The following is a 24,124-nucleotide window of genomic DNA, read 5'->3' as shown; positions in this document are numbered from 1 at the left end:
GATCGGGCCTCAGGCGCCCCACCGCTCCAGCAGACGACCGACGAGACCGCGCCGACGGGGCGCGCGGGGCCGCTCCATGGCCACGGGATCCGGCGCGGCGGGGTGCACGTAGCGCCGCACCGCCGCCTGGGAGCCCTGCCGCCGGCGCTCCATCAGCACCTCGATGGGCTCGGTGATCTCGGCGTTGATCTCGGCGAGCGCCGCCGCGACCGCCGCGACCTCGCCGTCGTCGAAGTGGGCGAAGTCGGCGGCGGGGATCGTCTCGCCGAGCGGCGTGTCCCCGCCGAGGACGTCGAGGCCGAAGGTGTCGGCGAGCCAGCGCGCGCCGTCGCCGGTCTCGGCGAGGTGCGCGGCGATCTCGCACGGCAGCGCGAAGCGGGGTCCGGGGATCGACACCAGGTGGTGCATCAGCACCGGCGGCAGCGCCGGCGGGCGCCCCTCCGCCGCGCTCGCGTGGGCGAGATAGGCGCCGACGGGCCCCGCCTCCATCGCCCGCACGATCGGGTCGGGGAGCGCCACCCTCCGGCGGGCGGCGAGGCTCGCGTGGATCGCGGAGAGAAACTTCGCGGCGGTGAGGCTCATCGACGAGTTCGCCCGCGCGGCGCGCAGGTCCGCGAGCGCCGGGCGCGGGGTGTCCATCAGCCCCAACAGGGTCTGGAAGGGGCACCCCTCCACCAGCAGCCCGGGGGCGAACACGGCAAGGCGCACCCGGTCGCGGCCGAAGGCGTCCACGTGGGCGGCGAAGCGCTCGCGGTAGCGCGGCAGCCGTGGCGCCTCGACCACTTGAGTGATGGCCTTGCCGTCGGACAGGGCCTGCTGGGCGGCGCTGACGACGTAGGCGGCGGGCGGCCGCACCAGGGCGAGGATCGTCACCGGGCCGAGCCGCGGGGCGAGCGCCTCCCGCGTCGCGACCGCCTCGGCGGCGGACATGGTGCTCGCCGTCTCCGCCGACAGGATGGCGTCGCTGCCCGCCCCGATCGCCGCTTCCATTTCCGCCAGGAAGGCGGCACGCATCGCCGCCCGCTCGCTCACGTAGACGGCGTCGCCGCGGGCGGTGAGCACGGCGTCGAACCGGTCGAGCGGAAGGCGGAACTGGCTATCCACGAAGTGGCTGTGGTTGGGCGAGGGCAGATGCGGGCTGACGAGGCCGGCCTCGGCAAGGCGCGCCCGCTCCAGATGGAGGGTGCGCTGGATCGACGTCGTCCCCGTCTTGTCCATGCCGATGTGGAAGTAGAAGCCCGCCACCTATGCTATCCTCCCCACCCGTGCGGCCAGTCTCACCGGTCGCACGCCCTCAGCGCAAGCGGCCTCTCGCCCCGCCGACGAGCAATCCTCGCCGGAGCCGGCCGAACCATGGGAGATATGTGTGCGTCTATCGATCGCCTTGGCGGCGAGCTTGCTCGCACTCGGCTTCACCGTCGCGCCCGCCGCGGCCACCTCCGGCTTCGGCTGCTACGCCATCAACCTGCCGCAGAAGCGCGCACTCGACGTGCGGGCGAAGCCGCGCGGCAAGGCCGAGATCGTCGGGAGCTACAAGGCCGACAATCAGCCCGTCATCGCCTTTTCGGGAAAGAGCCTCAGTCGCGGCGAAGGCTCCAGCCCGGAGCTCGTCGACGTGTGGAAGGCCGAGTTCCAGGACTGCATGCCGAAGAAGCGGCCCGTCGGCGCGCGCTTCTGCCCGGTGACGGTGTATGACGGCGACAAGAAGGTCAGCGGCTGGATCACGCGTCGCCTCGTCGACTATGCGGAGTGCCCCTGAGCCTTCAGCCCGCTGCGGCAATTCGCACCGCGGCCTTTGCCGGCGCGCCGGCCGCCACACATCTCGGCGCATGCCCCACGCGACCGCCGCGCTCCTCCTCCTCGTTCTGACGCTTCTCGGCGCCAGTCCGCCCGCGATGGCGCAGCTCGACCCGTCCGGCGCGTGGCCGGGCGGCAGCGTGCGACCGATCCGGCCGGAGATCGCCTCGTCGAGCCCCTTCGGTCTCGCCGACCGTGCCGCCGGCAAGGCTCCGGCCACCCCCGCCGACGTGCGCTTCTACCCCGCCCGCGGCGCCAGCCCCGAGAAGCCCGCGCCGGCGGTGATCCTGCTCCACGGCGCCGGTGGCGTCAGCGAGCGCCGCGAGGGCCGCTACGCCCAGGAGTTCGCCGCCCAGGGCGTCGCCGTCGCGGTGATCGACGTGTTCGGCGCGCGCGGCGGCGGCCGCTTCGTGGAGCGCCTCATCAAGACCACCGAGGCGATGGCCCTCGCCGACGCCTTCGCCACGCTGCGCTGGCTCGAGGGGCGGCCCGACGTCGACGCCCGCCGCACCGCCCTCATCGGCTTCTCCTATGGCGGCATGTCGGCCGTGTTCTCGGCCTATCGCCAGGTGGTGGACGCCTACGCGCCTCCCGTCCCCTTCGCCGCCCACGTCGCCTTCTACGGCCCCTGCATCGCCCGCTTCGACGATCCCTCGACCACCGGCGCCCCGGTGATGATGCTGTGGGGCGAGCGCGACGCCATCATCGACGCCGCAGCCTGCGAGACGCTCGCCGCCGATCTGCGCCGCGGCGGCTCGCGGGTCGAGATCCACCGCTACGACGCCCGCCATCGCTGGGACGGCTCCGGCCGCACCTGGCGCGCGCCCACCCACATCGCCGACTGCCGGCTCCGCGTCGCCTCCGACGGCACGGTGCACGACGAGAACTCCTTCTTCACGATGACCGGTCCCGCCTCCCGTGCGCTGATCCTCGGCCTCTGCGCGAACGGCGACGGCTACCTCATCGGCGGTGACGAGGCGGTGAGGATCCGCTCCAACGCCGCGCTCGCCGACTTCCTCAACCCCATCCTGTTTCCCGAGCGCGAGAGCTGACCCCTAAGCCCGCTTGCGCCTGTCCCCGCTGCGGGATAGGTCTCGCCGATACCTCTTGCCGCGCTGGACCGACATGACCGACGCCCCCGCGACCACCGACCTGCCCCACGACGCGCCCCAGCGTGCCGAGATCATCGCCACCGCGCTGCCCTACATGCTGCGCTACGACGAGAAGACGATCGTGGTGAAGTACGGCGGCCACGCCATGGGCGATCCGGAGCTCGCCCGCGACTTCGCCGAGGATATCACCCTCCTCACCCTCGCCGGCATCAACGCCGTGGTGGTGCACGGCGGCGGCCCGCAGATCGGCAACATGCTGGAGCGGCTCAACATCAAGTCCGAGTTCCGCGACGGGCTGCGCGTGACCGACCGGGCCACCGTGGAGGTGGTCGAGATGGTCCTCGCCGGCGCGATCAACAAGGACATCGTGTCGACCATCAACGCCGCCGGCGGCCGCGCCGTGGGGCTCTGCGGCAAGGACGGGCGCATGGTGCTCGCCGAGCCGCTGAAGCGCACCAAGCGGGACCCCGATTCCAACATCGAGAAGGTCGTGGACCTCGGCTTCGTGGGCGAGCCGGTGGAGGTGCGGCGCGACGTGCTCGACGTTCTCGCCCGGCAGGAGATCATCCCGGTGATCGCCCCCGTCGCCCAGGGGGCCGACGGCGAGACCTACAACATCAACGCCGACACCTTCGCCGGTGCCATCGCCGGCGCGCTCGGCGCCACGCGCCTGCTCTTCCTGACCGACGTCGACGGCGTGCTCGGCCCCGACGGCGAGCTGATCCGCGAGCTGACCGTCGCCGAGGCGCGCCGCCTGATGGCCTCCGGCGTCATCTCCGGCGGTATGGTGCCGAAGGTGGAGACCTGCATCGCCGCGCTGGAGCGGGGCGTCGAGGGCGTCGTCATCCTCAACGGCAAGACGCCGCATGCGGTGCTCCTGGAGCTCTTCACCGACGGCGGCGCCGGCACTCTCCTGAAGCGGTAGGCCGCCACGACTCGTTCTCGCTCCCGAATTGCCGTCATCGGCGCCGGGATCCAGGGCGCGACGATCGCCCTGGAGCTCGCCGAGCGCGGCTTCCCCGTCACGCTGATCGAGCGGGGCCCCCACCCGCTCGGGGCGGCGAGCCGATGGAACGAGGGCAAGATCCACCTCGGCTACATCTACGTGAACGACGCGCCGGAGCGCACCGCCCGGCTGATGGCCGAAGGCGCCACCACCTTCGAGCCGCTGCTCGCCCGCTGGATCCCGGCCCGCGTGCTCACCGAGGAGGTCTCGGACGGGTTCGACTATCTCGTCGCCCGCGACAGCCTCCTCGACCCCGACACCCTCGCCGGCCGCTATCAGATGGTGAGCGCCCTCGTCGACGACGCCCTCGCCGTGCCCGGGCGGCGCTACCTCGGCCGCCGCAAGGTCGAGCCGCCGCGCCGCCTGCCGCCGGAGCGCGTCGCCGCCCGCTACGACACTCGCCACGTCGTCGCAGCCTTTGCCACCGAGGAACGTTCGGTTCCCCTCGCCGCCATCGCCGATCACCTCGTCGCGGCGGTCGAGGGGACGGCGGCGATCGAGCTCGTCACGGGGCTCGCCGTGGAGCGGGCGTGCCGGCAGGGCGAGCGCATCGCGCTGCACCACGCGGACGACGAGATCGGCGCGTTCGATCACGTCGTCAACGCGACGTGGAGCGACCGCCTGCGGCTCGACGCATCGCTCGGCGATGCGAGCCGGCGGGCGCATCTCTTCCGCCTGAAGCTCGCCGTCCATACCACAGTCACGCCAGGGGTCCTGCCGACCGCCACCATGGTGCTCGGCCCCTATGGCGACGTGGTGGCGATGCCTGACGGCACGGCCTACCTCTCCTGGTACCCGACGGGCTGCATCGCCCGCTCGGCCGAGCTCGCGCCGCCGGCCGACTGGCTCACCCCCCTCGCCCCGGCCGAGGCCGCACGGCTCGCCGACGAGACGGTCGCCGAGCTCGCCGCCCGCATCCCGCAGGTCGCGCTTGTCGCCGACACGCCGCGGACGATCGAGGGCGGCATCATCTTCAGCTGGGGTGCCAGCGACGTGGACGATCCGAACAGCGAGCTGCACGCCCGCTACGAGGTCGGCCCCACCACGCATGGCGGCAACTGGCACAGCGTCGACACCGGCAAATACACGCTGGCGCCCCTCTTCGCCCGGCGGCTCGCCGAAAGGATCGCTCTGCGATGACGGTCACTCTCCTCACCCCCGCCTACAATGCCGAGGCCTTCATCGGCCGCGCCATCGAGAGCGCCCGCGCCCAGACCGACGACGACTGGGAGATGATCATCTCCGTCGACCCCTCGTCCGACGACACCGTGGAGATCGTCCGCGGCGCGCTTCCCGATCCGCGCATCCGCCTCGTCATCCAGGAGCATCGGCTCGGCTGGGTGGGCAACACCAACGCCCTCCTCGGGATGGTGGAGACGCCCTATTTCGCCTTCCTCTGGCACGACGACCGGCTGCATCCGGAGTTCTGCCGCCGCCTCGTCGGCCTGCTCGACGCTCACCCGGAGGCGGTGGCGGCGGGCGGCGCCATCGAGCGCACCACCGGCGAGGCGAACCGGCAGAACCAGTCGATCCGCGGCACCCCGTTCGAGCGGATGCGGCAGATCCTCGCGAACCCGCTCGCGGGCTACGACCTCAAGAGCATCTACCGCGCCGCCCCGATCGCCGCCGGGCTCAGGTTGCGCCACATCGCACCGAAGGACTACCACGCCGACCGCGTCTTCGCCCTCGAGGCGGCCGCCTACGGCGACTATCTCGCCCTCGACGAGGTGCTCTACTATAAGCACTTCGATCCCGCGACGCTGTCGGCCCAGTGGATGCGCGACACCCACGGCCCCGCCTATATGAGCGCGGAAGTGGCGCAGCGGGCCGAAGAGCTCGCCGTGATCCTCACCACCGACCTCACCGACGGGCAGAAGCAGCATCTGGTGGAGCTGGTCTTCGCCAAGGGCGGCGGGCGCGCCCTCCTGTCACGCGATGACGAGGTCGCCGACGCCGCCACCGCCGCCGACTGGCAGAGCCGCGTCGCCGCTGCCGCCGTGGTGCGCCTCATGACCGCCGACCTCGGCCCCACCGACCCGGTGCCGCCGCTCGAGGCCGATCCGGCCCAACGCGCGTTCGCCGCCGCCGAGCTCGCCGACCTCGCCGCCCACGCGATCCGCCATGGCCACCGCGCCGTCGCCGAAGCCCAGGCGACGCTCGCCCTCGCCCGCGATCCGGGCTGCGCCGAGGCCCACCGCCACATGTCGCGCCTCCTCATCGAGGACAAGGAAACCCTCGCGGAGCGCCACGCCCGCGCCGTGGCCCACGCCGAGGCCGCCACCGCGCTCGCCCCCGAGGACAGCCGCGTCTGGGAAGCGCTCGCCCGCGCCCGCTACGGGGCCGGCGACATCGACGGGGCGCGCGAGGCGATCCTGCGCACCCACGCCCTGCCGGGGGGTGATCGGCCGCCGGTTCGCCGCTTCGCCACGACCATCGGCGTAACCCTCGATCCAGTCACGGATAAGCCGTAATTTGGCCGCTCCGCCGAAAGGTGTAAGATCGACCCCCGGCGTGCGCGCACCTCACCCTCGCCGGAAGAGGAACGGATCCTGCGCCACCATGAACCATCCGACGCCACTGCCGTCCGAATCCGCCGTCGCGAACCCGCGTGATCTGACGCCGTTCCGCGACGTCGACACGTGGATCTTCGACCTCGACAACACCCTCTATCCCGCCCACACGAACCTCTTCGCCCAGGTCGACGAGCGGATGAGCGAATATGTGGCCGGCCTCCTCAATCTGGAACGGGACGCCGCCCACTCGCTGCAGAAGGACTACTATCGCCGCTACGGCACCACGCTGCGCGGGCTGATGCTGGAGCACGGCATCAATCCCGACGGCTTCCTGGAGTTCGTCCACGACATCGACCACTCCAAGGTGGTGCCGGACGATCGGCTCGCCGCCGCCGTGGAGGCGCTGCCGGGCCGCCGCTTCATCATGACCAACGGCACCGTGGCGCACGCGCGCGCCATCGCCGAGCGGCTCGGCGTGCACCACCACTTCGAGGACATCTTCGACATCGTCGCCGCCGACCTCGTGCCCAAGCCGCATGCCGACACTTACGCCCGCTTCTGGGATCGGCACGCCATCGATCCCACCCACTCGGCGATGTTCGAGGACCTGTCGCGCAATCTCGCGGTGCCGCACGAGAACGGCATGCGCACCGTGCTCGTGGTGCCCGAGGGCACGCGCGAGGTGTTCCGCGAGGACTGGGAGCTCGAAGGCCGCAACGCCCCCCACGTCGAGTATGTGACCGACGATCTCGCCGGCTTCCTGCAGCGCATCATGGCGCGGCCGCGCCAGCCCATCGAGGCGTCCCGCTGAGCCCGTTCGGTTGCCGGACCGGGAGCCACCTCTATCTCTCGTCTCTGAAGGGTCCGCACCGTGCCGGACGCCCGGCACTGGGGGAAATGATGAGGAACCTCGCCCGCCCTCTCCTCGGCTTCACCGCGCTGGCGCTCCTCGCCGCCGCGCCCGCTAGCGCGGACGATCTCGCCACGCGCTTCGCCAACGAGGCACCCCGCCTCGACGAGATCAGCATCGGCAATTGGCGCGGCTACGCCTTCGCCGACCCCGACACCGGCGCCTTCACCGACTGCGAGATCGGCATCGGCACGGCGTCGGCCGACGCCTATCTGAATTTCTGGATGACCGGCAACGGCGCGCTCAAGATCAACCTCCATCGCCTCGGCAGCGACCTTGCGGTGGGCGACACCGTCGAGACCGCCCTCGCCTTCAACCGCAGCCGCGCCCACCCCTACATGGCCGAGGCGGCGACGACCGAGACGCTGACCCTCGCGATCGACGACATGGACCGCGTGAGCGAGCGACTGCGCAACGCGAACCGCCTGACGATCCGGGTGGGTGACGCCCTCTACCCCGTAAACCTCGCCGGCTCACGGCGGGCGCTGGAGTGGCTCGCGAGCTGCGCCGAGCGCGGCGTGCGGGCGAACCCGCCGCAGCCCTCCCCCGCCCCGCGCACCGCCGAGTCCGCGATCCTCGACGAGCTCGATGCGGCCGCGGGCGCGGCCCCGAAGGGCGAAGCGCCGACGCCGCCGGCAGCACCCGCCACCGCCCTGCCGCCGCCGCAGGCCGCGCCCCTCGCCGCCGACACGCGCACCGCCGTCGCCCTTGCCAACGCGCTGTCGGCGGCCGAGGTCGGCCTCTTCCGCCTCGCCGTCACCGACGCGGTGGTCAGCTTCGCCTCGGGCTCCCTCACCGGCACCCTCCGCCCCCTCACCGCGGCGGAGGCCGGCGACATGCACGCGCTGCGCACCCGCCTCATCACCGAGAGCGCCGGCGCCTGCCTCGGTGCCTACAGCGCCCAGAACGAGACGCCGAAGGGCCTCGTCACGCTCTCCCTCGCGACCCGCTGCACCACCGAGACGGGGCAGACCGGGCGCCTCATCGCCGTGTTCGGCTCCGGCGAGGGCGGCCTCGTCCTCACTGCGATGAGTGCGGAGAGCGACGCCAGCACGCTTGCGGAGGCGCTGGTCGCAAGGCTATCGGATGAGCTGTCGACACAGGAGTGACCAACCGGGCACGGCAACCGCTAGGCGGCGGTGCGCTGATCGCCTAAGGTCCGGACCAAAACCAGTCATAGAGCCCATGCACCTCAGCCCCTCCGAACGCGACCGCCTCGCCGCGACCATCGACAGCGCCTTCGACGAGCGCGCCACCATCACCGCCCGCACCACCGGCCGCGTCCGCGACGCCGTCGACAAGGCGCTCGGCCTCCTCGACCGCGGGGTGCTGCGCGTCGCCGAGCCGACGGCGAACGGCTGGCAGATCAACGAATGGCTGAAGAAGGCGGTGCTCCTGTCCTTCCGCCTCACCCCGATGGACGCCATCGAGGGCGGCCCCGGCGGCGCTCATTGGTGGGACAAGGTGCCCTCGAAGTTCGAGGGTTGGGGTGCGGTGGACTTCGAGGGGGCCGGCTTCCGCGCCGTGCCGGGCTCCATCGTGCGCCGCTCCGCCTTCATCGCGCCCGGCGTGGTGCTGATGCCGTCCTTCGTCAATCTCGGCGCCTACGTCGACGAGGGCACCATGGTGGACACCTGGGCCACCGTCGGCTCCTGCGCCCAGATCGGCAAGAACTGCCACATCTCCGGCGGCGCCGGCATCGGCGGCGTCCTGGAGCCGCTGCAGGCCGCCCCGGTGATCATCGAGGACGACTGCTTCATCGGCGCCCGCTCCGAGGTCGCTGAAGGCGTGCGCGTCGGCCGCGGCTCGGTGCTCTCGATGGGCGTCTTCCTCGGCGCCTCCACCCGCGTCGTCGACCGGGCGACCGGCGAGGTGTTCCGTGGCGAGGTGCCGCCCTACTCGGTGGTGGTGCCCGGCACCGTCGCCACCAAGAGCGCCAGCAACGAGCCGATGGCCCTCGCCGCCGCCATCATCGTGAAGCGCGTCGACGAGCGCACCCGCGCCAAGACCTCGATCAACGACCTCCTCAGGGATTGACCGTGAGCGCGGGCGGCAGGGAACCCACCGTCCTTTGGGCGTTGATCGGGCTCGACGGGCGCGTCAACCGTGAGGTCTTCTGGCTCGGCAACCTGATGTGCGGCTTTCTCGGCGTCGTCTTGATGCTGCCGCAGATCAACCCGAACACGGGGGAGATCGAGTTCTCGATGATCGCCCCCTTCGTGTTCGTAGCGCTGTTCTGGACCGAGGTGGCGCTGTCGGTGAAGCGGCTGCACGACCGGGGGCTGACGGGGTGGTTCGCCGCCGCCTTCGTGATCCCCGTGGTCGGCTTCATCGCCTTCTTCGTCATCGGTCTCATCCCCGGCACGCCCGGCCCCAACGCCTACGCTCCGGCAACCAACATGCGCGGGCCGCGATGAGCACCGATCCCCTCCCCCTCGCCGAAGCGCTGATCCGCGCCGAGAGCGTCACCCCCGCCGGGCCCGAGGTGTTCGACATCGTGGAGCGGACCCTCGCCGGCGCCGGCTTCGCGGTGGAGCGGATGAGCTTCGCCTCCGAGGGCACCACGCCGGTGGAGAACCTCTTCGCCACGCGCGGCTCCGGCCGCCACCTCGCCTTCGCCGGCCACGTCGACGTCGTGCCGCCCGGCGCCGTGGCCGACTGGACGCACCCGCCCTTCTCCGCCGCCATCGACGGCGACACCCTCTACGGCCGCGGCGCGCAGGACATGAAGGGCGCCGTCGCCGCGATGATCGCCGCCGCGCTCGACTGGGCGGCCGCGGACGGGCCCGGCCAGATCTCCTTCCTCATCACCGGCGACGAGGAAGGGGTCGCGATCAACGGGACGATGCCGCTGCTCGAGTGGGCCGCCGCCCACACCCGGTTCGACGCCGCCATCGTCGGCGAGCCCACCGCCCGCGCGGTGCTCGGCGACACCATCAAGATCGGCCGCCGCGGCTCGCTCTCCGCCGCCGTCACGGTGGAGGGCAAGCAGGGCCACGTCGCCTATCAGGAGCGGGCGGAGAACCCCGTGCCCGCCCTCCTCGCCATCGGCACGGCGCTCAACCTGCCGCTCGACGAGGGCTCCGAGCACTTCGCCCCCACCAACCTCGAGATCGTCTCGGTGGACGTCGGCAACCCGTCGTGGAACGTTATCCCGCCGCGCGCCTCGCTGCGCTTCAACGTACGCTTCAACGATCACTGGACGTTCCCGACGCTGCAGGCCGAGCTCACCCGGCGCATCGAGGAGGCCGCTGCCGGCGCCCGCGTCTCGATCGCGTGGGAGCCATTTCTCAGCGACTGCTTTCTCACCCGCGACGAGGCGTTGGTGGCGGCCGTGACCGATGCGGTGGAGCAGGCGACGGGCGTGCGCCCGGAGGCGACCACCGGCGGCGGCACGTCCGACGCGCGCTTCATCAAGAACTACTGCCCGGTGGTGGAGTTCGGCGGCGTCGGCAGCACCATGCACCAGGTCGACGAGCGCACGTCGGTGACGGAGCTGCGCACCCTCGCCAACGCCTACCGGGCGATCATCGCCGCCGTTCTTTCGGCATGAGGGGCGCCCATCCGTCATCCGGCGACCTCGCATGTTGAGCACGGCGGAGATCACCGGCTCCCTGCGCGGCGCCTGGCAGCTCTTCTGCAACCGTCCGGACGGGCTCCGCGCCCTCGACCGCAGCGTGACGGGCTTCTGGCGCTCGTTCCGCGTCATCGTGCTGCTCCTGCCCATCAACGCCATCACCATGTTGGCGGTGTCGCGCATGGGGCGGGGCACGGAGAGCTTCGGCGATCTCTTTCTCGGCGGGCTGCCGGTGCTGCTCCTCGACTGGATCGCCTTTCCGGTGGTGATGGCCGTCGCCGCCGGCTCGCTCGGGGTGAAGGCGACCTACGTGAGCTACGTGGTCGCCCGCAACTGGGCCGCGCCGATCAGCTCCGCCATCCTCGCCATCCCCTTCATCCTGCAGGGCGCGGGGTGGGTGGAGCCGACGCTCGCCGTCATCCTGTCGCTGATCGCGATGGGGCTGGTGCTGCGCTACCACTATCTCATCCTGCGCATCGCCCTCGGGACCACGGTGCCGATCTCCATCGGCCTCGTGATCGTCGACATGCTCCTGTCGCTGCTCCTCGTCGCCCTGTTGGGCTAGCGCGCGTTCAGGAAAAGTGGAGCCGGTTTTCCGCTCGGAACGCGCGCAGACAAGGAAGCTGGAGCCGGTTCGGAGAACGCGAGTTCATTGAACCAGCTCTAGGCGCCGGCGAGCCATCTCACTCCCCGGACGAAATCCTCACCGCCGAGACGTCGCCGGCTGCGCGGAGGGCGGCGAGGAAACGGGCGACCCCCGTGTCGACGTCGGTGTCGTTGGCGATCTCCACCACCGGGGCGACGGGAGGGATGGCGACCTTGCGGGCGAGGCGGTCGGCGACGGCGGCCGCGTCCTCCCGCCCCCGCGCCTCGAGGCGGGCGCGCACCAGCTCCGGCGGCGCCGTGATCGACAGGACGACGATGCGGGGCGCGACGCCGGCAAAGGCCGTCAGCGCCTGGCGCGAGGTGTTGGCGACGACGTCCCGTCCCGCCCGCAGTGCGTCGAGAAGCTCGCGGCGCAGGCCGTAGCCGAGGCCGTGGGCCCGCCACCACGCCATGAAGTCGCCGGCGCGGGCGGCGGCCTCGAAGGCGTCCGGCGCCATCTCCTCGTGCGCTTCGCCGCCAGCGTCCGCAGGACGGGTGATCACCCGGCGGGCGAATACGACGGCGCTGCCGGAAAGGCGGACGCGGGCGGCGTCGATCAGCGTGTCCTTGCCGACGCCGCTCGGGCCGACCACCAGGAAGAGGATGCCCCACGGGTCTCGCCGGTCGCCGTCGGGGTGCGCATCGCTCATCGTGGTTCGCCCGTGATCTGCCGCTCGCCCTCGGGAGACCGGCGGCCGTCATGCGATGGCGACAATGCCCCCGCGGCGGTGACGTCGGTGCGACAGGAGGCGCGGCCTCGAACGAAAAAGCCCACCCGATGGGGTGGGCCTTCCGAGAGCAGAGCGGCGGGGCCGATCAGTGCTCGACGTTGCGCCAGAGCTTGCGCTTGGTGAGGTAGAGCAGCACCGCGAAGACGATGAGGAAGATCATCACGCGAAAGCCGATCTCCTTGCGCTCCTCAAGCTTGGGCTCGGCCGCCCACATCAGAAAGGCCGAGACGTCGGCGGAATACTGCTCCACCGTCTCGGACGTGCCGTCGGTGTACTCCACCTGCCCGTCGCTGATGGGTTTGGGCATCGAGATCCAGTCGCCGCTGAGGAAGACCGGGTTGTAGTGCTTGCCCGGCACCGGCTCCACGCCGGCGGGCGGGTCCTCGTAGTGGGTCAGCAGCGCGTAGATGTAGTCCGGCCCGTTCTCCGCATAGTTGGCGAAGGCGTCGACGATGAAGCCGGGGAAACCGCGGTGCTCGGCGCGCGCCTTGGCGATCAGCGAGAGGTCGGGCGGGTAGGCGCCGCCGTTCGCCGCCTGCGCCGCCGCCTTGTTCGGGAACGGCGCGGGGAAGTGGTCCGTCAGCGTGCCCGGCCGGTCGAAGGGCTGGCCGGTCTCGTTGGAGATGTCGGGGATCTGATATTCCGACGCGATCTGCTTCGCCGCCTCCTCGGAGAATTCCGGGCCGCCCGGCTGATGGAGGTTGCGGAAGGCGAGCCGGTCCATCGAGTGGCAGAGGCTGCAGACCTCGCGATAGACCTTGTAGCCGCGCTGCAGCTGCGCCCGTTCGTAGGTGCCGAAGACACCGCCGAAGGACCAGTCCTGCTTTTCGATCAGGGAGTGACCCTCCTCGGCCGCGAGGGCGGCGCCGGAAAGGCCTGCCGCGAGCCCTCCCGCCAGCGCCAGGCGCGCGAAGCGGGACAGAAGGCCGGCTGCGGTCATGGATTTAAGCGGCATGGATCAATCCTTCTTCGGGGCGGCCGGAGCAGCGTCGGGCCGGCCCTCGCCGGATCCGACGGTGGCGGTCGACCCGTGATGACGGGCGAGGACCGATTCGGCGATGGAGTTGGGCACCGGCTTGGGCGTCTCGATGATGCCGAGGAGCGGCATCAGGATCAGGAAGAAGGCGAAGTAGTAGAAGGTGAAGAACCGCGCCAGCATCACGTAGACGCCTTCCGCCGGCTGGGAGCCGAGCCAGCCGAGGGCGATGCACGAGATCACGAACACCCAGAAGGCGATCTTGAACATCGGCCGGTACTTCGCCGAGCGCACCTTCGACGTATCGAGCCACGGCACCACGAAGAGGATCAGGAGCGAGGAGAACATCACCACCACGCCGCCGAGCTTGGAGGGGATGGCGCGCAGCATGGCGTAGAACGGCAGGAGGTACCATTCCGGCACGATGTGCGCCGGCGTCACCAGCGGGTCGGCTTCGATGTAGTTGTCCGGGTGCCCGAGATAGTTCGGGATGTAGAACACGAAGTAGGCGTACAGCACCATGAAGCAGACGAGGGCGAAGAAGTCCTTCATGGTGAGGTAGGGGTGGAAGGGCACCGTGTCCTTGGAGGACTTCACCGAGACGCCGGTGGGGTTGTTGTTGCCCACCTCGTGCAGCGCCCAGATGTGCAGCACCACCACGCCGGCGATCACGAACGGCAGCAGGTAGTGGAGCGAGAAGAAGCGGTTGAGCGTGGCGTTGTCGACCGCGAAGCCGCCCCACAGCCACTCCACGATCGAGGGACCCACCAGCGGGATCGCCGAGAAGAGGTTGGTGATCACGGTGGCGCCCCAGAACGACATCTGACCCCAGGGCAGCACGTAGCCCATGAAGCCGGTGGCCATCATCAGGATGAGGATGACGACGCCGAGCATCCAGAGGATCTCGCGGGGCGCCTTGTAGGAGCCGTAGTAGAGGCCGCGGGCGATGTGCATGTAGACGGCGAAGAAGAACATCGACGCGCCGACCGCGTGGATGTAGCGGATCAGCCAGCCGAAGTTCACGTCGCGCATGATGTGCTCGACGCGGTCGAAGGCGAGCTCGGTGTTCGCCGCGTAGTGCATCGCGAGGACGATGCCGGAGATCATCATCGTCGCGAGCATGAACGACAGGATGGCGCCGAACGTCCACAGGTAGTTGAGGTTCTTCGGCGTCGGAAAGACGATCGCCTGTTCATTCATCAGCGAGAAGATCGGAAGGCGCGAGTCGACCCAGCGGACGACCTTGTTCTTCGGCTGATAATTCGATGTTCCGTGACCGGCCATGTCTCTCCCCAAATCAGCCGACGACAATGGTCGTGTCGGATGCGAACGTGTACGGCGGAATGTCCAGATTGGCCGGCGCCGGACCGGAGCGGATGCGGCCCGCCGTGTCGTAGGTGGAGCCGTGACACGGGCAGAACCAGCCACCGAAGGCACCCTGCTGGCCGAGCGGCACGCAGCCGAGGTGGGTGCAGATGCCGATCATCACGAGCCAGGGCTCGCGGTCGACGGCGGCGCGGTTGGCGTCCGTCGCCGGCTCGTCGGAGCCGATGTTCGGGTTGCGGGCGAGCGGGTCGGGCAGATCCGCCACCGGCGTCTCCTTCGCGGCTTCGACCTCCGCGTCGGTGCGGCGGCGGATGAAGACCGGCTTGCCGCGCCACATGATGGTGATCGAGTCACCCACGTTCATGCTCGACACGTCGACCTCGACCGAGGCCATCGCCTGGGCCGAAGCGTCCGGGTTCATCTGGTCGATGAACGGCCACGCGAGACCCGCCACGCCGACCGCGCCGACTGCGCCTGTCGCGATGTACAGGAAGTCGCGCCGGGTCGGCTCCTGGTGTTCCTCAGTGTGCTCCGTCGTCGCCACGCCGATCTCCTTAATCTCTCGCGGACGCCCGCAGGCCCATGCCATGCCTTTCGCCGCGCGCTCTGTCTAGATGACATTGCGACAAGGACCTTGTCGCAAACCATTCTAAAGCGGCAGTCCTTCTAGAAAAGTCTGAAAGGAGTAAGCAAGCTCTACTCGCAAGCGCAAGCCGTCGGGTCGATAAGGGATCGCCGCGTGTGGCATGAACGCCCCGCAATCCTGCCTCGACAGCCCTGCCGTCCTTTCGAGATCGACGCACGGTTCTTGATCCAATCCCTTGTTCGGCCCTGGGGAAGGTGCCAATCCGACGGTCATGGACCTTGCCCTTTATGAGCCCGACATCCCCCAGAACACCGCCGCAATCTTGCGCACGGCTTTCTGCCTGGGCGCGCGCGTCCACATCGTCGGTCCGGCCGGGTTCGACCTTTCCGACCGCGCCATGCGCCGCGCCGGGCTCGACTACGCTCCTCGTGTGCCCCTCCTGCGCCACCCCACCTTCGAGGCCTTCCAGGCAGTGGCCGGCCGCATCGTGCTCTTCACCACCCGCGCCACGACCCCCCTCACCGCGTTCGCCTTCACCGCGGGCGATACGCTTCTTTTCGGTCGCGAGAGCGCCGGCGTGCCCGAGGCCGTCCACGCTCTCTGCCCTCACACGGTGCGCATTCCGATCGTCGGAGACGCCCGCTCGCTCAATCTCGCCGTCGCCGTCGGCATCGGCCTCTTCGAGGCCGTGCGCCAGACCGGCGGGATCTCACCCGAAGGAACCCCATGATGGACAACCACGCCCCCGCCGTGAAGGGCGGCGAGAAGCCGGACGAGGCCACCCTCGCCGGCTGGCAGGCCCGCGCCCGCGCCTGGTTCGAGACGCTGCGCGACGACATCCACGCCCTCTTCGAGACGCTCGAGGACGAAGCTCCCGGCGACGCCGCCCCTGGCCGCTTCACCCGCGATCCCTGGACGCGCCGGGCCGGTGACGAGGAGGACGGGGGCGGCGGCGTGATGGGGATGATCCGCGGCCGCCTGTTCGAAAAGGCCGGCGTCCACACCTCCACCGTCCACGGCACCTTTCCCGAAGGCTTCCGCAACCAGATCCCCGGTGCCGCCGAGGATCCGCGCTTCTGGGCCTCCGGCATCTCGCTCATCGCCCATCCGACGAACCCGCACGTGCCGACGGTGCACATGAACACCCGCTTCGTGGTGACGACGCGCCACTGGTTCGGCGGCGGCGCCGACCTCACCCCGATGCTCGACCGCCGGCGCGGCCAGGACCATCCCGACAGCGTGTTCTTCCACGAAGCGTTCCGCGACTGCTACGCCCGCCACCCGCACGCCGACTACGCCCGCGACAAGGCCTGGTGCGACGAATATTTCTCGCTCCCCCATCGCGGCGGCGAGATGCGCGGCATCGGCGGCGTGTTCTACGACTACCTCGCCTCCGGCGACTGGGAGGCCGACTTCGCGCTGACCCAGGACATCGGCCGCACCTTCATCGCCGCCTACGGCGAGATCGCTCGCCGCACCATGCACGAGCCCTGGACAGAGGCCGACCGGGAGGAGCAGCTCATCCGCCGCGGCCGCTACGTGGAGTTCAACCTCCTCTACGACCGCGGCACCATCTTCGGCCTCAAGACCGGCGGCAACACCGTGTCGATCCTCTCCTCGATGCCGCCGACGGTGCGCTGGCCCTGAGCCGACGCCCCCTCCCATCACCCCGTGCGCAGGGGCGAAGCGCTCGAGCTCACAGGGGTACCGACAGGCGTGGGCTCGGGTCCTCGAGCTCGTGCAGCCGGCGCGCCGCGGTCTGCGCGATGCGCAAGGTCAGTGCCCGCCGCGCGGCCGTGGCGAGCCGATCGAGCGGCGCCTCGCGCACGATCTCGGCCGCATAGCCGTCGGTCATGATCAGCCCCACCTCGACGGGAAAGATATCGCCCACCTCGGGAAGCGAGGCGAAGAACAGGCGGTCGCAGGCCGTGCGATAGTGCGGCCACTTGGTGTCGGCGCGGAAGTCGGCGAGCGAGGACTTGATCTCCACGATCCAGATCTCGCCGCGCCCGTTAAGGGCGACGAGATCGGCCCGCCGGCCGGAGCTCAAGGTGACCTCCGGCACCACCGCGGCGCCGAGATCGCGCAGGAGACGCGCCACGCCGCGCCGCACCTTCATGGCGGCGGGAGACTGGCGCCCGTCGATCATGGGCTCGACGTCGAAGGCGGAGAGGAGCGGCATAAGGGTACTCGAACGAAACGAGACCATGAAACGCCGACCCGCCGCCGGGATCAAGCCTCGCCGCGGCTCCTCGCGCCGACCGTCGCGCCCGCCTCAGAGAAGAACGCCGCCCGCCCCCGCGGCCGCCACCACCACGAGCCAGGGCGGCACCCGCCATATCTTCAGCGCCACGAAGGCGGCGATGGCGAGGGCGAGTGCCGCGACCCCGCCGATCCCGCGGACGAAGACCGGATCGTAGAATGCCGCCGCGAGGAGCCCCACCACGGCGGCGTTGACGCCGGCGAGGAGCCGCCGGGCGAGCCGGGCCCGCCGCAGCTCCTCCCAGAACGGGATCACCCCGAGGACGAGGAAGAGCGAGGGCAGAAAGATGCCGACGAGGGCGACGGCCGCCCCGGCGACGCCGCCGAACGGCTCGGCGACCGCCCCGAGGAAGGCGGCGAAGGTGAAGAGCGGCCCCGGCACGGCCTGCGCCGCGCCGTAGCCGGCGAGGAAGGCCGTCTCGTCGACCATCCCGGCCATCTCCCCCTGGAGGAGGGGGAGCACCACGTGGCCGCCGCCGAACACCAGCGCCCCGGCCCGGTAGGTGCGGTCGAGGAGGTCGAGCGCCGGCGACAGGCCGGCGAGGAGCGGCAGCACGACAAGGCCGCCCGCGAAGGCGATGAGCGCGGCGACACCCACCGCCTTGCCGACGGGAGCGGCCGGCGGCGCGCTGCCCTCGCCGGCCGGCACGTCGGCGAGGGCGAGGCCGGCGAGCCCGCCGACGGCGATCGCCGCGAGCTGGGCCGCGACGAGGCTCGGCGACAGCAGGATGGCGATCGCCGCCCCCGCCGCGATGGTGGCGCGGCCGCGCGTCGCCGCGAGCGATGCGGCCATGCCGAGGAGCGCGTTCGCCACCACGGCGACCGCCGCGGCCTTGAGGCCGAGGAGCCAGCCCGCCCCCGCCTCCACCCCGCTCACCCCGAGAACCAGCGCGAACAGGGTGAGGGCGATCGCCGAGGGCAGGGTGAACGCCGTCCACGCCGCGAACAGGCCGCCGAGCCCCGCCCGCCTCAGCCCCAGCGCCATGCCGACCTGGCTCGAGGCGGGCCCGGGCATGAACTGGCAGAGGGCGACGAGATCGCCGTAGGCGGCATCGCTCAGCCAGCGCCGCCGCTCCACGAACTCGGTGCGAAAAAAGCCGAGATGGGCGACCGGCCCGCCGAACGCGGTGAGGCCGAGCGGCAGGAAGGCCGCGAACACCTCGCCGACGCCGCCCGTCGACGCCGTCGCCCGCTCTTCCTCGGTGGGTGTCGACATGGTGCCCTCTCCTGCCTCGGCGCAGGGTGTCGATGCTCGCGATGACAGAGCGATGACACCCTCGTCTCTCGCCCCTCGTTTGCGTCCGCGACGATCCTAGCGCCGGCTCGGCCAGCTCCAGGTGGGAGGCTCGACGCCTTCGGCGAGCGTCTCGCCGAGCGGACGGGTGAGGTGGACGGCCTCGGCCCCCTCTTCCACCAGCCGGTCGACGAGGCTCGCGGCGTGGCTCACCACCACCACCTGGCTGCGGCTCGCCGCCTCGCCGATCAGCGCGGCGAGCGGCGCGATGAGATCGGGATGCAGGCTCGTCTCGGGCTCGTTGAAGACGAGGAGCGGCGGCGGCCGGGGCGTCAGCAGAGCGGCGAGGAGGAGGAGGTAGCGCAGCGTGCCGTCGGAGAGCTCCGCCGGCCCGAGGGGGCGCAGCAATCCCGGCTGGCGCATCGAGAGGTGGAACAGCCCGTCGCGCTCCTCCACCGCCACTGCGGCGCCCGGGAAGGCGGCGTCCACCGCCCGGTCGAGGGCGTCCGCGTCGCCGATCTCGCGGATCGTCTGGATGGCGGCGGCGAGGTCGCCGCCGTCGCCGGCGAGCGCCGTGGTGCGCGTGCCGATCCGCGGATGACGGGACGGCGCCGCCCGATCGGTGCGCAGATGGTCGTAGAAGCGCACCGCCCGCAGCCGCTCGCGCACCGCGAGCACCTCCGGCGCGCCTTCGGGATCGGCCGCGTGCGTCATCATCGTCTCGAAGGGGGGAAGATCGCCGATCGCGACATGGCGCTCACGGCCGCGCAGCACCGTCACCGACGGGCCGGTGCGGCGGGCGAGCGTGTTGGCCGGCCGCAGGACGGGTCCGGCCCACACCGCCTCCGCCTTGATCTCCGGGTCGCGGTTGAACAGCGACCCGCGCGCGGCGACGGGAAGGCCGAGGTCGATGGCGTAGCCGAAGTCGTCGAACGCGACGCCGAGCTTCAGCGCCACGCGCTCGCGGCGAACGGCGCCCTCCACCGGCACCTCGCCGCGCGTCATGCGGCGCGAGATCGTCTCAGGTCCCGCCCAAAGGGTCGAGCCGAGGCCGCCCTCCTCGGCGAGCGCGGCCACCACGCGCCCCTCGGCGACGTCGCCCAGAAGGCGCAGCGCCCGATAGAGGCCGGACTTGCCGACGCCGTTCGCCCCGGTGACGACGGTGAGCCGATCGAGCGGCAGCACGAGACGGCGGAGCGAGCGGTAGCCCTCCACCGCCACGGTCAGGATCATGTCGCGGTCGAGATCATCGCTTGCGCTCCCGCCCCGGTGACTGTGACGACGTGCGCCGACGGCGCCCCGGATCACCTAATCGCGATCAGGCGCGAAGCTAGGGCGCGCATCGCGCCGGTCATCGCGGGGCGCGCAAAGACGCCCCGTCGATCCGTCCGGGGCGCGCTTTGGTCGGATCAGCGCGGGGCGCGTTTGGCGAGGATCCGCTGCAGGGTGCGGCGATGCATGTTGAGCCGGCGCGCCGTCTCCGACACGTTGCGGTCGCACATCTCGTAGACCCGCTGGATGTGCTCCCAGCGCACCCGGTCGGCCGACATCGGATTTTCCGGCGGCGCGGGATGGTCGGCGCTCTCGCGGGTCAGCGCGGCGAACACGTCGTCGGCGTCGGCCGGCTTCGACAGATAGTCGACGGCGCCGAGCTTCACCGCCGTCACCGCCGTGGCGATGTTGCCGTAGCCGGTCAGAATCACGGCCTTGGCGTCGGGCTTCTTGCGGCGCAGGCGCTCCACCACGTCGAGGCCGTTGCCGTCGCCGAGGCGCATGTCGACCACGGCGTAGTCCGGCGGGTTGCGATCGGCGAGCACGGCCGCGTCATAGGCGCTCTCGGCCACCTCGGTCACGAAGCCGCGCTTTTCCATAGCCCGCGCCAGGCGCTGGCCGAACGCCGCGTCGTCGTCCACGATCAGGAGACGGCCCCCCGCGAACGGGGCGGTCTCGGTGGTGGGTTCGGCGATGGTCTCCATGGGCACGCTCCAACAGTCTATTGTCTATACCTAGGACAAATGGACCCGGGACGCTTGAAAATGGCAGAAATTTAATCTTCGCGTATCGGCCCGGCCAGCGCCGCCCGGGGCCACCGGACGATGGCCGTCGCGCCCGGCCCGCGGCGGAAGGCGATGGTGGCGCCGGAGCGCTCCAGCAGCGTCTTGGCGATGAAGATGCCGAGCCCCAGCCCACCGCCGCTCGGCGCCTCGCTGCGACTGCGGCTCGACACGAACGGATCGCCGATGCGGTCGAGAACATCGTCCGGATAGCCCGGCCCATCGTCGCAGATCCGCATCACCAGATCGAGCTCGTTCCAGTCGGCACTCACCGTCACCAGCGTCTCGGCGAAGTCCACCGCGTTCTCGATGAGATTGCCGAGCCCGTAGAGGATCGCCGGATTGCGCCAGATCACCGGCGGATCCTCGCGCGGGCCGGCGATCACGATGTCGATCTCCACCCCCATCCCGCGGTGCGGGGCGACGACCTCCTCGAGAAGGGTCGCGACGGATAGGCGCGTCAGCGGGCTCTCGCGGTCCTCCGACAGCGTCTTCAGCTTGCCGAGGATCTCGCGGCAGCGCTCCGACTGGGAGCGCAACAGGCGCACGTCGTCGGCGATCGGCGAATCGGACGGCGTCTCGCGCTCCAACTCGCGCGTCACCACCGAAATGGTCGCAAGCGGGGTGCCGAGCTCGTGCGCGGCGGCGGCGGCGAGACCGTCGAGCGCCTGCAGATGCTGCTCGCGCGACAGAACGAGCTCGGTGGCGGCGAGCGCGTCGGCGAGCTGGCGCCGCTCCTCGGCGACGCGGAACGCATAGGTGCTCATGAAGGTGAGGCTGCACACGAGCGCCAGCCATACGCCGCCGACAAACAGGAAGGGCGGATTGAAGCTCTCGCCCTCGTACCAGGGAAGCGGCAGGTGAAACACCGCGAGGAGCGTGCCGCACAACAGCACCAGCGCCCCCAAGGTGACGGTGCGCCCGGCCGACAGCGTGGTGGCCGACACCATCACCGGCGCGATGATGAGGAGCGCGAAGGGGTTGGTGAGCCCCCCCGTCAGCGCCAGCTGGAGCGTCAGCTGGACAATGTCGAACGCCATCACGCCGGCGGTCCAGGTCTCCGGCATCCGCCGGTTGTCGGCGAAGCGCAGCCGCAGAAACACGTTCGACCAAGCCGAGAATGCGACCAGCCCCAGACAGGCCGTCGTCGGCATGGTAAAGTCGAGCGCAATGCCAACGAAGAGTATCGCCGCGAGCTGCCCGATCAGCGCGAGCCAGCGCAAGAGCAGCAGCGTGCGTACCCTGACGACGCGCTCGGTCAGCGCCGGTACGTGGGGGTGTGTCATGGCGAGCCGTCGTTCATGGCAGAGACACGGTGTTCATGGCGGAGCCACGGTCATGATCGTCGTACGCCCTCCCCGCGGCGCAGGGTTACATCCTTGCCAACAGAGCTGTGCCGCGCGATATGTTGCAGCGCAACACAAACGCCCGCCGAGGGAGCGCTCCCAACGACGGCGGCGCGAGTCCCACGGGCGGCCCAGCCGTCGCATAACCGGTTTGAGGTCCCATGTACTACCACTTCTATGAATGGAACCATGCCTTCCTCAGTCCCGCGCGTGCGCTGAACGACGCAATACGCCTCTACTACAGGAACCCGCTCAACCCGCTAGCCCACACCTCGTTCGGCCGGCAGGTGGCGGCAGCGGGCGACGTGTTCGAACGCCTGACGCGGCGCTACGGCAAACCAGAATTCGGCCTCGAGACGACGGTGGTCGACGGCGAGACGGTCGACGTCGAAGAGCACATCGTCTGGGAGCGACCCTTCTGCCGGCTGATCCACTTCCATCGCGACCGGCCGGCCGACGCAGCGAAGCAGCCCAACCTTCTCATCGTCGCCCCGATGTCCGGCCACTATGCGACGCTGCTGCGCGGCACCGTCGAAGCGCTCCTACCCTATCACGAAGTCTACATCACCGACTGGATCGACGCGCGGATGGTGCCGCTCGCGATGGGCCGCTTCGACCTCGACGACTACATCGACTACGTGATCGACATCGCCGAGTTTTTGAAGGGCGACCTCCACGTCGTCGCCGTGTGTCAGCCGGCGGTGCCCGTGTTCGCCGCGGTGGCGGTGCTCGAGGCGACCCAGTCGCCCTACTGCCCGAAGTCGATCACGCTGATGGGCGGCCCGATCGACACCCGCGTGAACCCCACCGAGGTGAACACCTACGCCGCCAAGCACGACCTCGGCTGGTTCCGCCGCAACGTCATCATGACGGTGCCGTTCCCGCACCCCGGCGTGATGCGGCAGGTCTACCCGGGCTTCCTGCAGCTCACCGGGTTCATGACCATGAACCTCGACCGGCACCTCAGCGCCCACTACGACTATTTCGATCACCTCGTGAAGGGCGACGACGACGATGCGGAGAAGCATCGCGCCTTCTACGACGAGTATCTGTCGGTGATGGACCTCACCGGCGAGTTCTATCTGCAGACGGTGGACACCGTGTTCCTGCGCCACGCCCTGCCGAAGGGCGAGATGGTGCATCGCGAGACGCCGGTCGACCCGTCGAAGATCCGCAAGACGGCGATCCTCACCGTGGAGGGCGAGCAGGACGACATCTCCGGCGTCGGCCAAACGAAGGCCGCCCATACGCTGACGCCGAACCTTCCGGCCGAGATGCACGAGCACTACGAGCAGCCGGGGGTGGGTCACTACGGGGTCTTCAACGGCTCGCGCTTCCGCCGCGAGATCGCCCCCCGCATCACCGCCTTCGTGGCGAAGTGGGACAGACCCGTCGAGACGCTCGAGGCGCCGAGCCCGACGGCGCCCGAGGCTACCCCCGCGGTCGAGACGCCGGCGGAGACGACGGCCACGGCTTCCGCCGACACGATCGCGACGCCGGAGCCGACCGTCGCCGAGACGGCGCCCAAGCCCGCCCCGACGCGGCCCCGCCGGCGCACCGGGGCAAAGCGCACCGTGCCCGACATGTCGGCGGCCGACACCCTGTCGACGCCCGACGTCGAGGAGACGAAGCCCGAGGACGCCGCATCGGCCGATGCCGTCGCTCCGGACACCGCCCCGGCGGCGGCGTCCGACGAGGCGAGCGCCATGCCGGCGGCAGCCGCGCCCGCGCCGACCGTCGCGGAGCCGATCGCCGAACCCGCGCCAACCGAGGCCGTCTCGCCCGAGCCGGTCCTCGACAGCGCCGGCAGCACCCCGGCCTCCGCGGGGAGCGCCGAGCCGACGCCGGCCGAGGCGCCCGCCCCGGAGCCGACCTCCACGGCGGCGCCGGAGAGCGCGCCCGCGGTAAGCGAGGCCACCCCCGCCGGAGCCACCCCGCCGGCAACGGACGCAACGCCGGAGGTGGCGGCGACGCCAGAGGTAAAGGCGACGCCAGAGGTAAAGGCGACGCCAGAGGTAAAGGCGACGCCAGAGGTAAAGGCGACGCCAG

Annotated in this window: 24 protein-coding genes; 14 read left to right on the top strand and 10 right to left on the bottom strand. The window is 70.8% G+C overall.

Annotated elements, in window-relative coordinates; all coding sequences use genetic code 11:
* Positions 1-9: 9 nt before the first annotated feature.
* Positions 10-1,245: a hypothetical protein gene (locus JCR33_RS06780; protein WP_198881288.1), complete on the bottom strand. Its 1,236-nt coding sequence runs from the start codon at positions 1,243-1,245 to the stop codon at positions 10-12.
* 121 nt (positions 1,246-1,366) lie between these two features.
* On the opposite strand from JCR33_RS06780, the gene JCR33_RS06775 reads away from it, so the two are divergent.
* The 11 genes from JCR33_RS06775 (at position 1,367) to JCR33_RS06725 (ending at position 11,480) form a co-directional block, all read left to right on the top strand.
* Positions 1,367-1,759: a hypothetical protein gene (locus JCR33_RS06775; RefSeq protein WP_198881287.1), complete on the top strand. Its 393-nt coding sequence runs from the start codon at positions 1,367-1,369 to the stop codon at positions 1,757-1,759.
* Between the two features lie 70 nt (positions 1,760-1,829).
* Positions 1,830-2,849, top strand: a complete 1,020-nt coding sequence (locus JCR33_RS06770) for a dienelactone hydrolase family protein (protein ID WP_198881286.1) — start codon at positions 1,830-1,832, stop codon at positions 2,847-2,849.
* A gap of 73 nt (positions 2,850-2,922) precedes the next feature.
* Complete coding sequence (argB, locus tag JCR33_RS06765) at positions 2,923-3,834, top strand: acetylglutamate kinase (protein WP_232372407.1); 912 nt, start codon at positions 2,923-2,925, stop codon at positions 3,832-3,834.
* 27 nt (positions 3,835-3,861) lie between these two features.
* Complete coding sequence (locus JCR33_RS06760) at positions 3,862-5,055, top strand: FAD-dependent oxidoreductase (protein ID WP_198881514.1); 1,194 nt, start codon at positions 3,862-3,864, stop codon at positions 5,053-5,055.
* On the top strand, positions 5,052-6,386 hold the full coding sequence (locus tag JCR33_RS06755) for a glycosyltransferase family 2 protein (RefSeq protein WP_198881285.1): 1,335 nt from the start codon (positions 5,052-5,054) through the stop codon (positions 6,384-6,386). Before JCR33_RS06760 ends, JCR33_RS06755 begins: the two co-directional genes overlap by 4 nt.
* 88 nt (positions 6,387-6,474) lie before the next feature.
* A complete protein-coding gene (locus JCR33_RS06750; protein ID WP_198881284.1) occupies positions 6,475-7,239 on the top strand; it encodes a pyrimidine 5'-nucleotidase in 765 nt (254 codons plus the stop codon).
* A gap of 89 nt (positions 7,240-7,328) precedes the next feature.
* On the top strand, positions 7,329-8,447 hold the full coding sequence (locus JCR33_RS06745) for a hypothetical protein (RefSeq protein WP_198881283.1): 1,119 nt from the start codon (positions 7,329-7,331) through the stop codon (positions 8,445-8,447).
* A 76-nt stretch (positions 8,448-8,523) separates the two neighbouring features.
* Positions 8,524-9,375 carry a 2,3,4,5-tetrahydropyridine-2,6-dicarboxylate N-succinyltransferase gene (gene dapD / locus JCR33_RS06740; RefSeq protein WP_198881282.1) on the top strand — a complete coding sequence of 284 codons (852 nt, stop codon included), beginning with the start codon at positions 8,524-8,526 and terminating at the stop codon, positions 9,373-9,375.
* Positions 9,376-9,377: 2 nt separating this feature from the next.
* Positions 9,378-9,755 carry a DUF805 domain-containing protein gene (locus JCR33_RS06735; protein ID WP_198881281.1) on the top strand — a complete coding sequence of 126 codons (378 nt, stop codon included), beginning with the start codon at positions 9,378-9,380 and terminating at the stop codon, positions 9,753-9,755.
* Positions 9,752-10,891 (top strand): succinyl-diaminopimelate desuccinylase, encoded by a 1,140-nt coding sequence (gene dapE, locus JCR33_RS06730; protein ID WP_198881280.1) that lies wholly within the window; start codon positions 9,752-9,754, stop codon positions 10,889-10,891. Before JCR33_RS06735 ends, dapE begins: the two co-directional genes overlap by 4 nt.
* Before the next feature lie 31 nt (positions 10,892-10,922).
* Positions 10,923-11,480 carry a hypothetical protein gene (locus tag JCR33_RS06725; protein WP_198881279.1) on the top strand — a complete coding sequence of 186 codons (558 nt, stop codon included), beginning with the start codon at positions 10,923-10,925 and terminating at the stop codon, positions 11,478-11,480.
* Positions 11,481-11,598: 118 nt separating this feature from the next.
* Here the strand turns inward: JCR33_RS06725 and phnN are convergent, their stop codons facing one another.
* The 4 genes from phnN to petA form a co-directional block, all read right to left on the bottom strand.
* Positions 11,599-12,210 carry a phosphonate metabolism protein/1,5-bisphosphokinase (PRPP-forming) PhnN gene (gene phnN / locus JCR33_RS06720; RefSeq protein ID WP_198881278.1) on the bottom strand — a complete coding sequence of 204 codons (612 nt, stop codon included), beginning with the start codon at positions 12,208-12,210 and terminating at the stop codon, positions 11,599-11,601.
* Positions 12,211-12,376: 166 nt separating this feature from the next.
* Positions 12,377-13,246 carry a cytochrome c1 gene (locus tag JCR33_RS06715; protein WP_232372406.1) on the bottom strand — a complete coding sequence of 290 codons (870 nt, stop codon included), beginning with the start codon at positions 13,244-13,246 and terminating at the stop codon, positions 12,377-12,379.
* A 3-nt stretch (positions 13,247-13,249) separates the two neighbouring features.
* Positions 13,250-14,551 carry a cytochrome b gene (locus JCR33_RS06710; protein ID WP_198881277.1) on the bottom strand — a complete coding sequence of 434 codons (1,302 nt, stop codon included), beginning with the start codon at positions 14,549-14,551 and terminating at the stop codon, positions 13,250-13,252.
* Positions 14,552-14,564: 13 nt separating this feature from the next.
* A complete protein-coding gene (petA, locus tag JCR33_RS06705; protein ID WP_332461134.1) occupies positions 14,565-15,137 on the bottom strand; it encodes a ubiquinol-cytochrome c reductase iron-sulfur subunit in 573 nt (190 codons plus the stop codon).
* Between the two features lie 313 nt (positions 15,138-15,450).
* Here petA and JCR33_RS06700 point away from each other — a divergent pair, with 313 nt between their 5' ends.
* Both JCR33_RS06700 and hemF read left to right on the top strand, forming a co-directional pair.
* Positions 15,451-15,909, top strand: coding sequence for a tRNA (cytidine(34)-2'-O)-methyltransferase (locus JCR33_RS06700; RefSeq protein ID WP_198881275.1), 459 nt, complete (start codon positions 15,451-15,453; stop codon positions 15,907-15,909).
* A complete protein-coding gene (hemF, locus tag JCR33_RS06695) occupies positions 15,909-16,826 on the top strand; it encodes an oxygen-dependent coproporphyrinogen oxidase (protein WP_198881512.1) in 918 nt (305 codons plus the stop codon). The genes JCR33_RS06700 and hemF overlap by 1 nt, the downstream gene beginning before the upstream one ends.
* Positions 16,827-16,875: 49 nt before the next feature.
* Here the strand turns inward: hemF and JCR33_RS06690 are convergent, their stop codons facing one another.
* The 5 genes from JCR33_RS06690 to JCR33_RS06670 form a co-directional block, all read right to left on the bottom strand.
* Complete coding sequence (locus JCR33_RS06690; RefSeq protein WP_198881274.1) at positions 16,876-17,361, bottom strand: MmcB family DNA repair protein; 486 nt, start codon at positions 17,359-17,361, stop codon at positions 16,876-16,878.
* A gap of 93 nt (positions 17,362-17,454) precedes the next feature.
* Complete coding sequence (chrA, locus tag JCR33_RS06685; protein ID WP_198881273.1) at positions 17,455-18,657, bottom strand: chromate efflux transporter; 1,203 nt, start codon at positions 18,655-18,657, stop codon at positions 17,455-17,457.
* 96 nt (positions 18,658-18,753) lie between these two features.
* Positions 18,754-19,908, bottom strand: a complete 1,155-nt coding sequence (locus tag JCR33_RS06680; protein ID WP_198881272.1) for an AAA family ATPase — start codon at positions 19,906-19,908, stop codon at positions 18,754-18,756.
* A 176-nt stretch (positions 19,909-20,084) separates the two neighbouring features.
* Positions 20,085-20,651 (bottom strand): ActR/PrrA/RegA family redox response regulator transcription factor, encoded by a 567-nt coding sequence (locus JCR33_RS06675; protein WP_198881271.1) that lies wholly within the window; start codon positions 20,649-20,651, stop codon positions 20,085-20,087.
* Between the two features lie 71 nt (positions 20,652-20,722).
* Positions 20,723-22,015, bottom strand: a complete 1,293-nt coding sequence (locus JCR33_RS06670; protein WP_198881270.1) for an ActS/PrrB/RegB family redox-sensitive histidine kinase — start codon at positions 22,013-22,015, stop codon at positions 20,723-20,725.
* A gap of 221 nt (positions 22,016-22,236) precedes the next feature.
* Between JCR33_RS06670 and phaZ the strand changes: the two genes are divergently transcribed.
* Positions 22,237-24,124: polyhydroxyalkanoate depolymerase (gene phaZ, locus JCR33_RS06665; protein ID WP_198881269.1), on the top strand; the 1,888-nt coding region annotated here is incomplete at its 3' end.

Source organism: Acuticoccus mangrovi, assembly GCF_016411865.1.
Taxonomy (GTDB): domain Bacteria; phylum Pseudomonadota; class Alphaproteobacteria; order Rhizobiales; family Amorphaceae; genus Acuticoccus; species Acuticoccus mangrovi.
The sequence above is the reverse complement of the archived record's forward strand: the minus strand, read 5'-3'. Positions and strand labels throughout refer to the sequence as shown.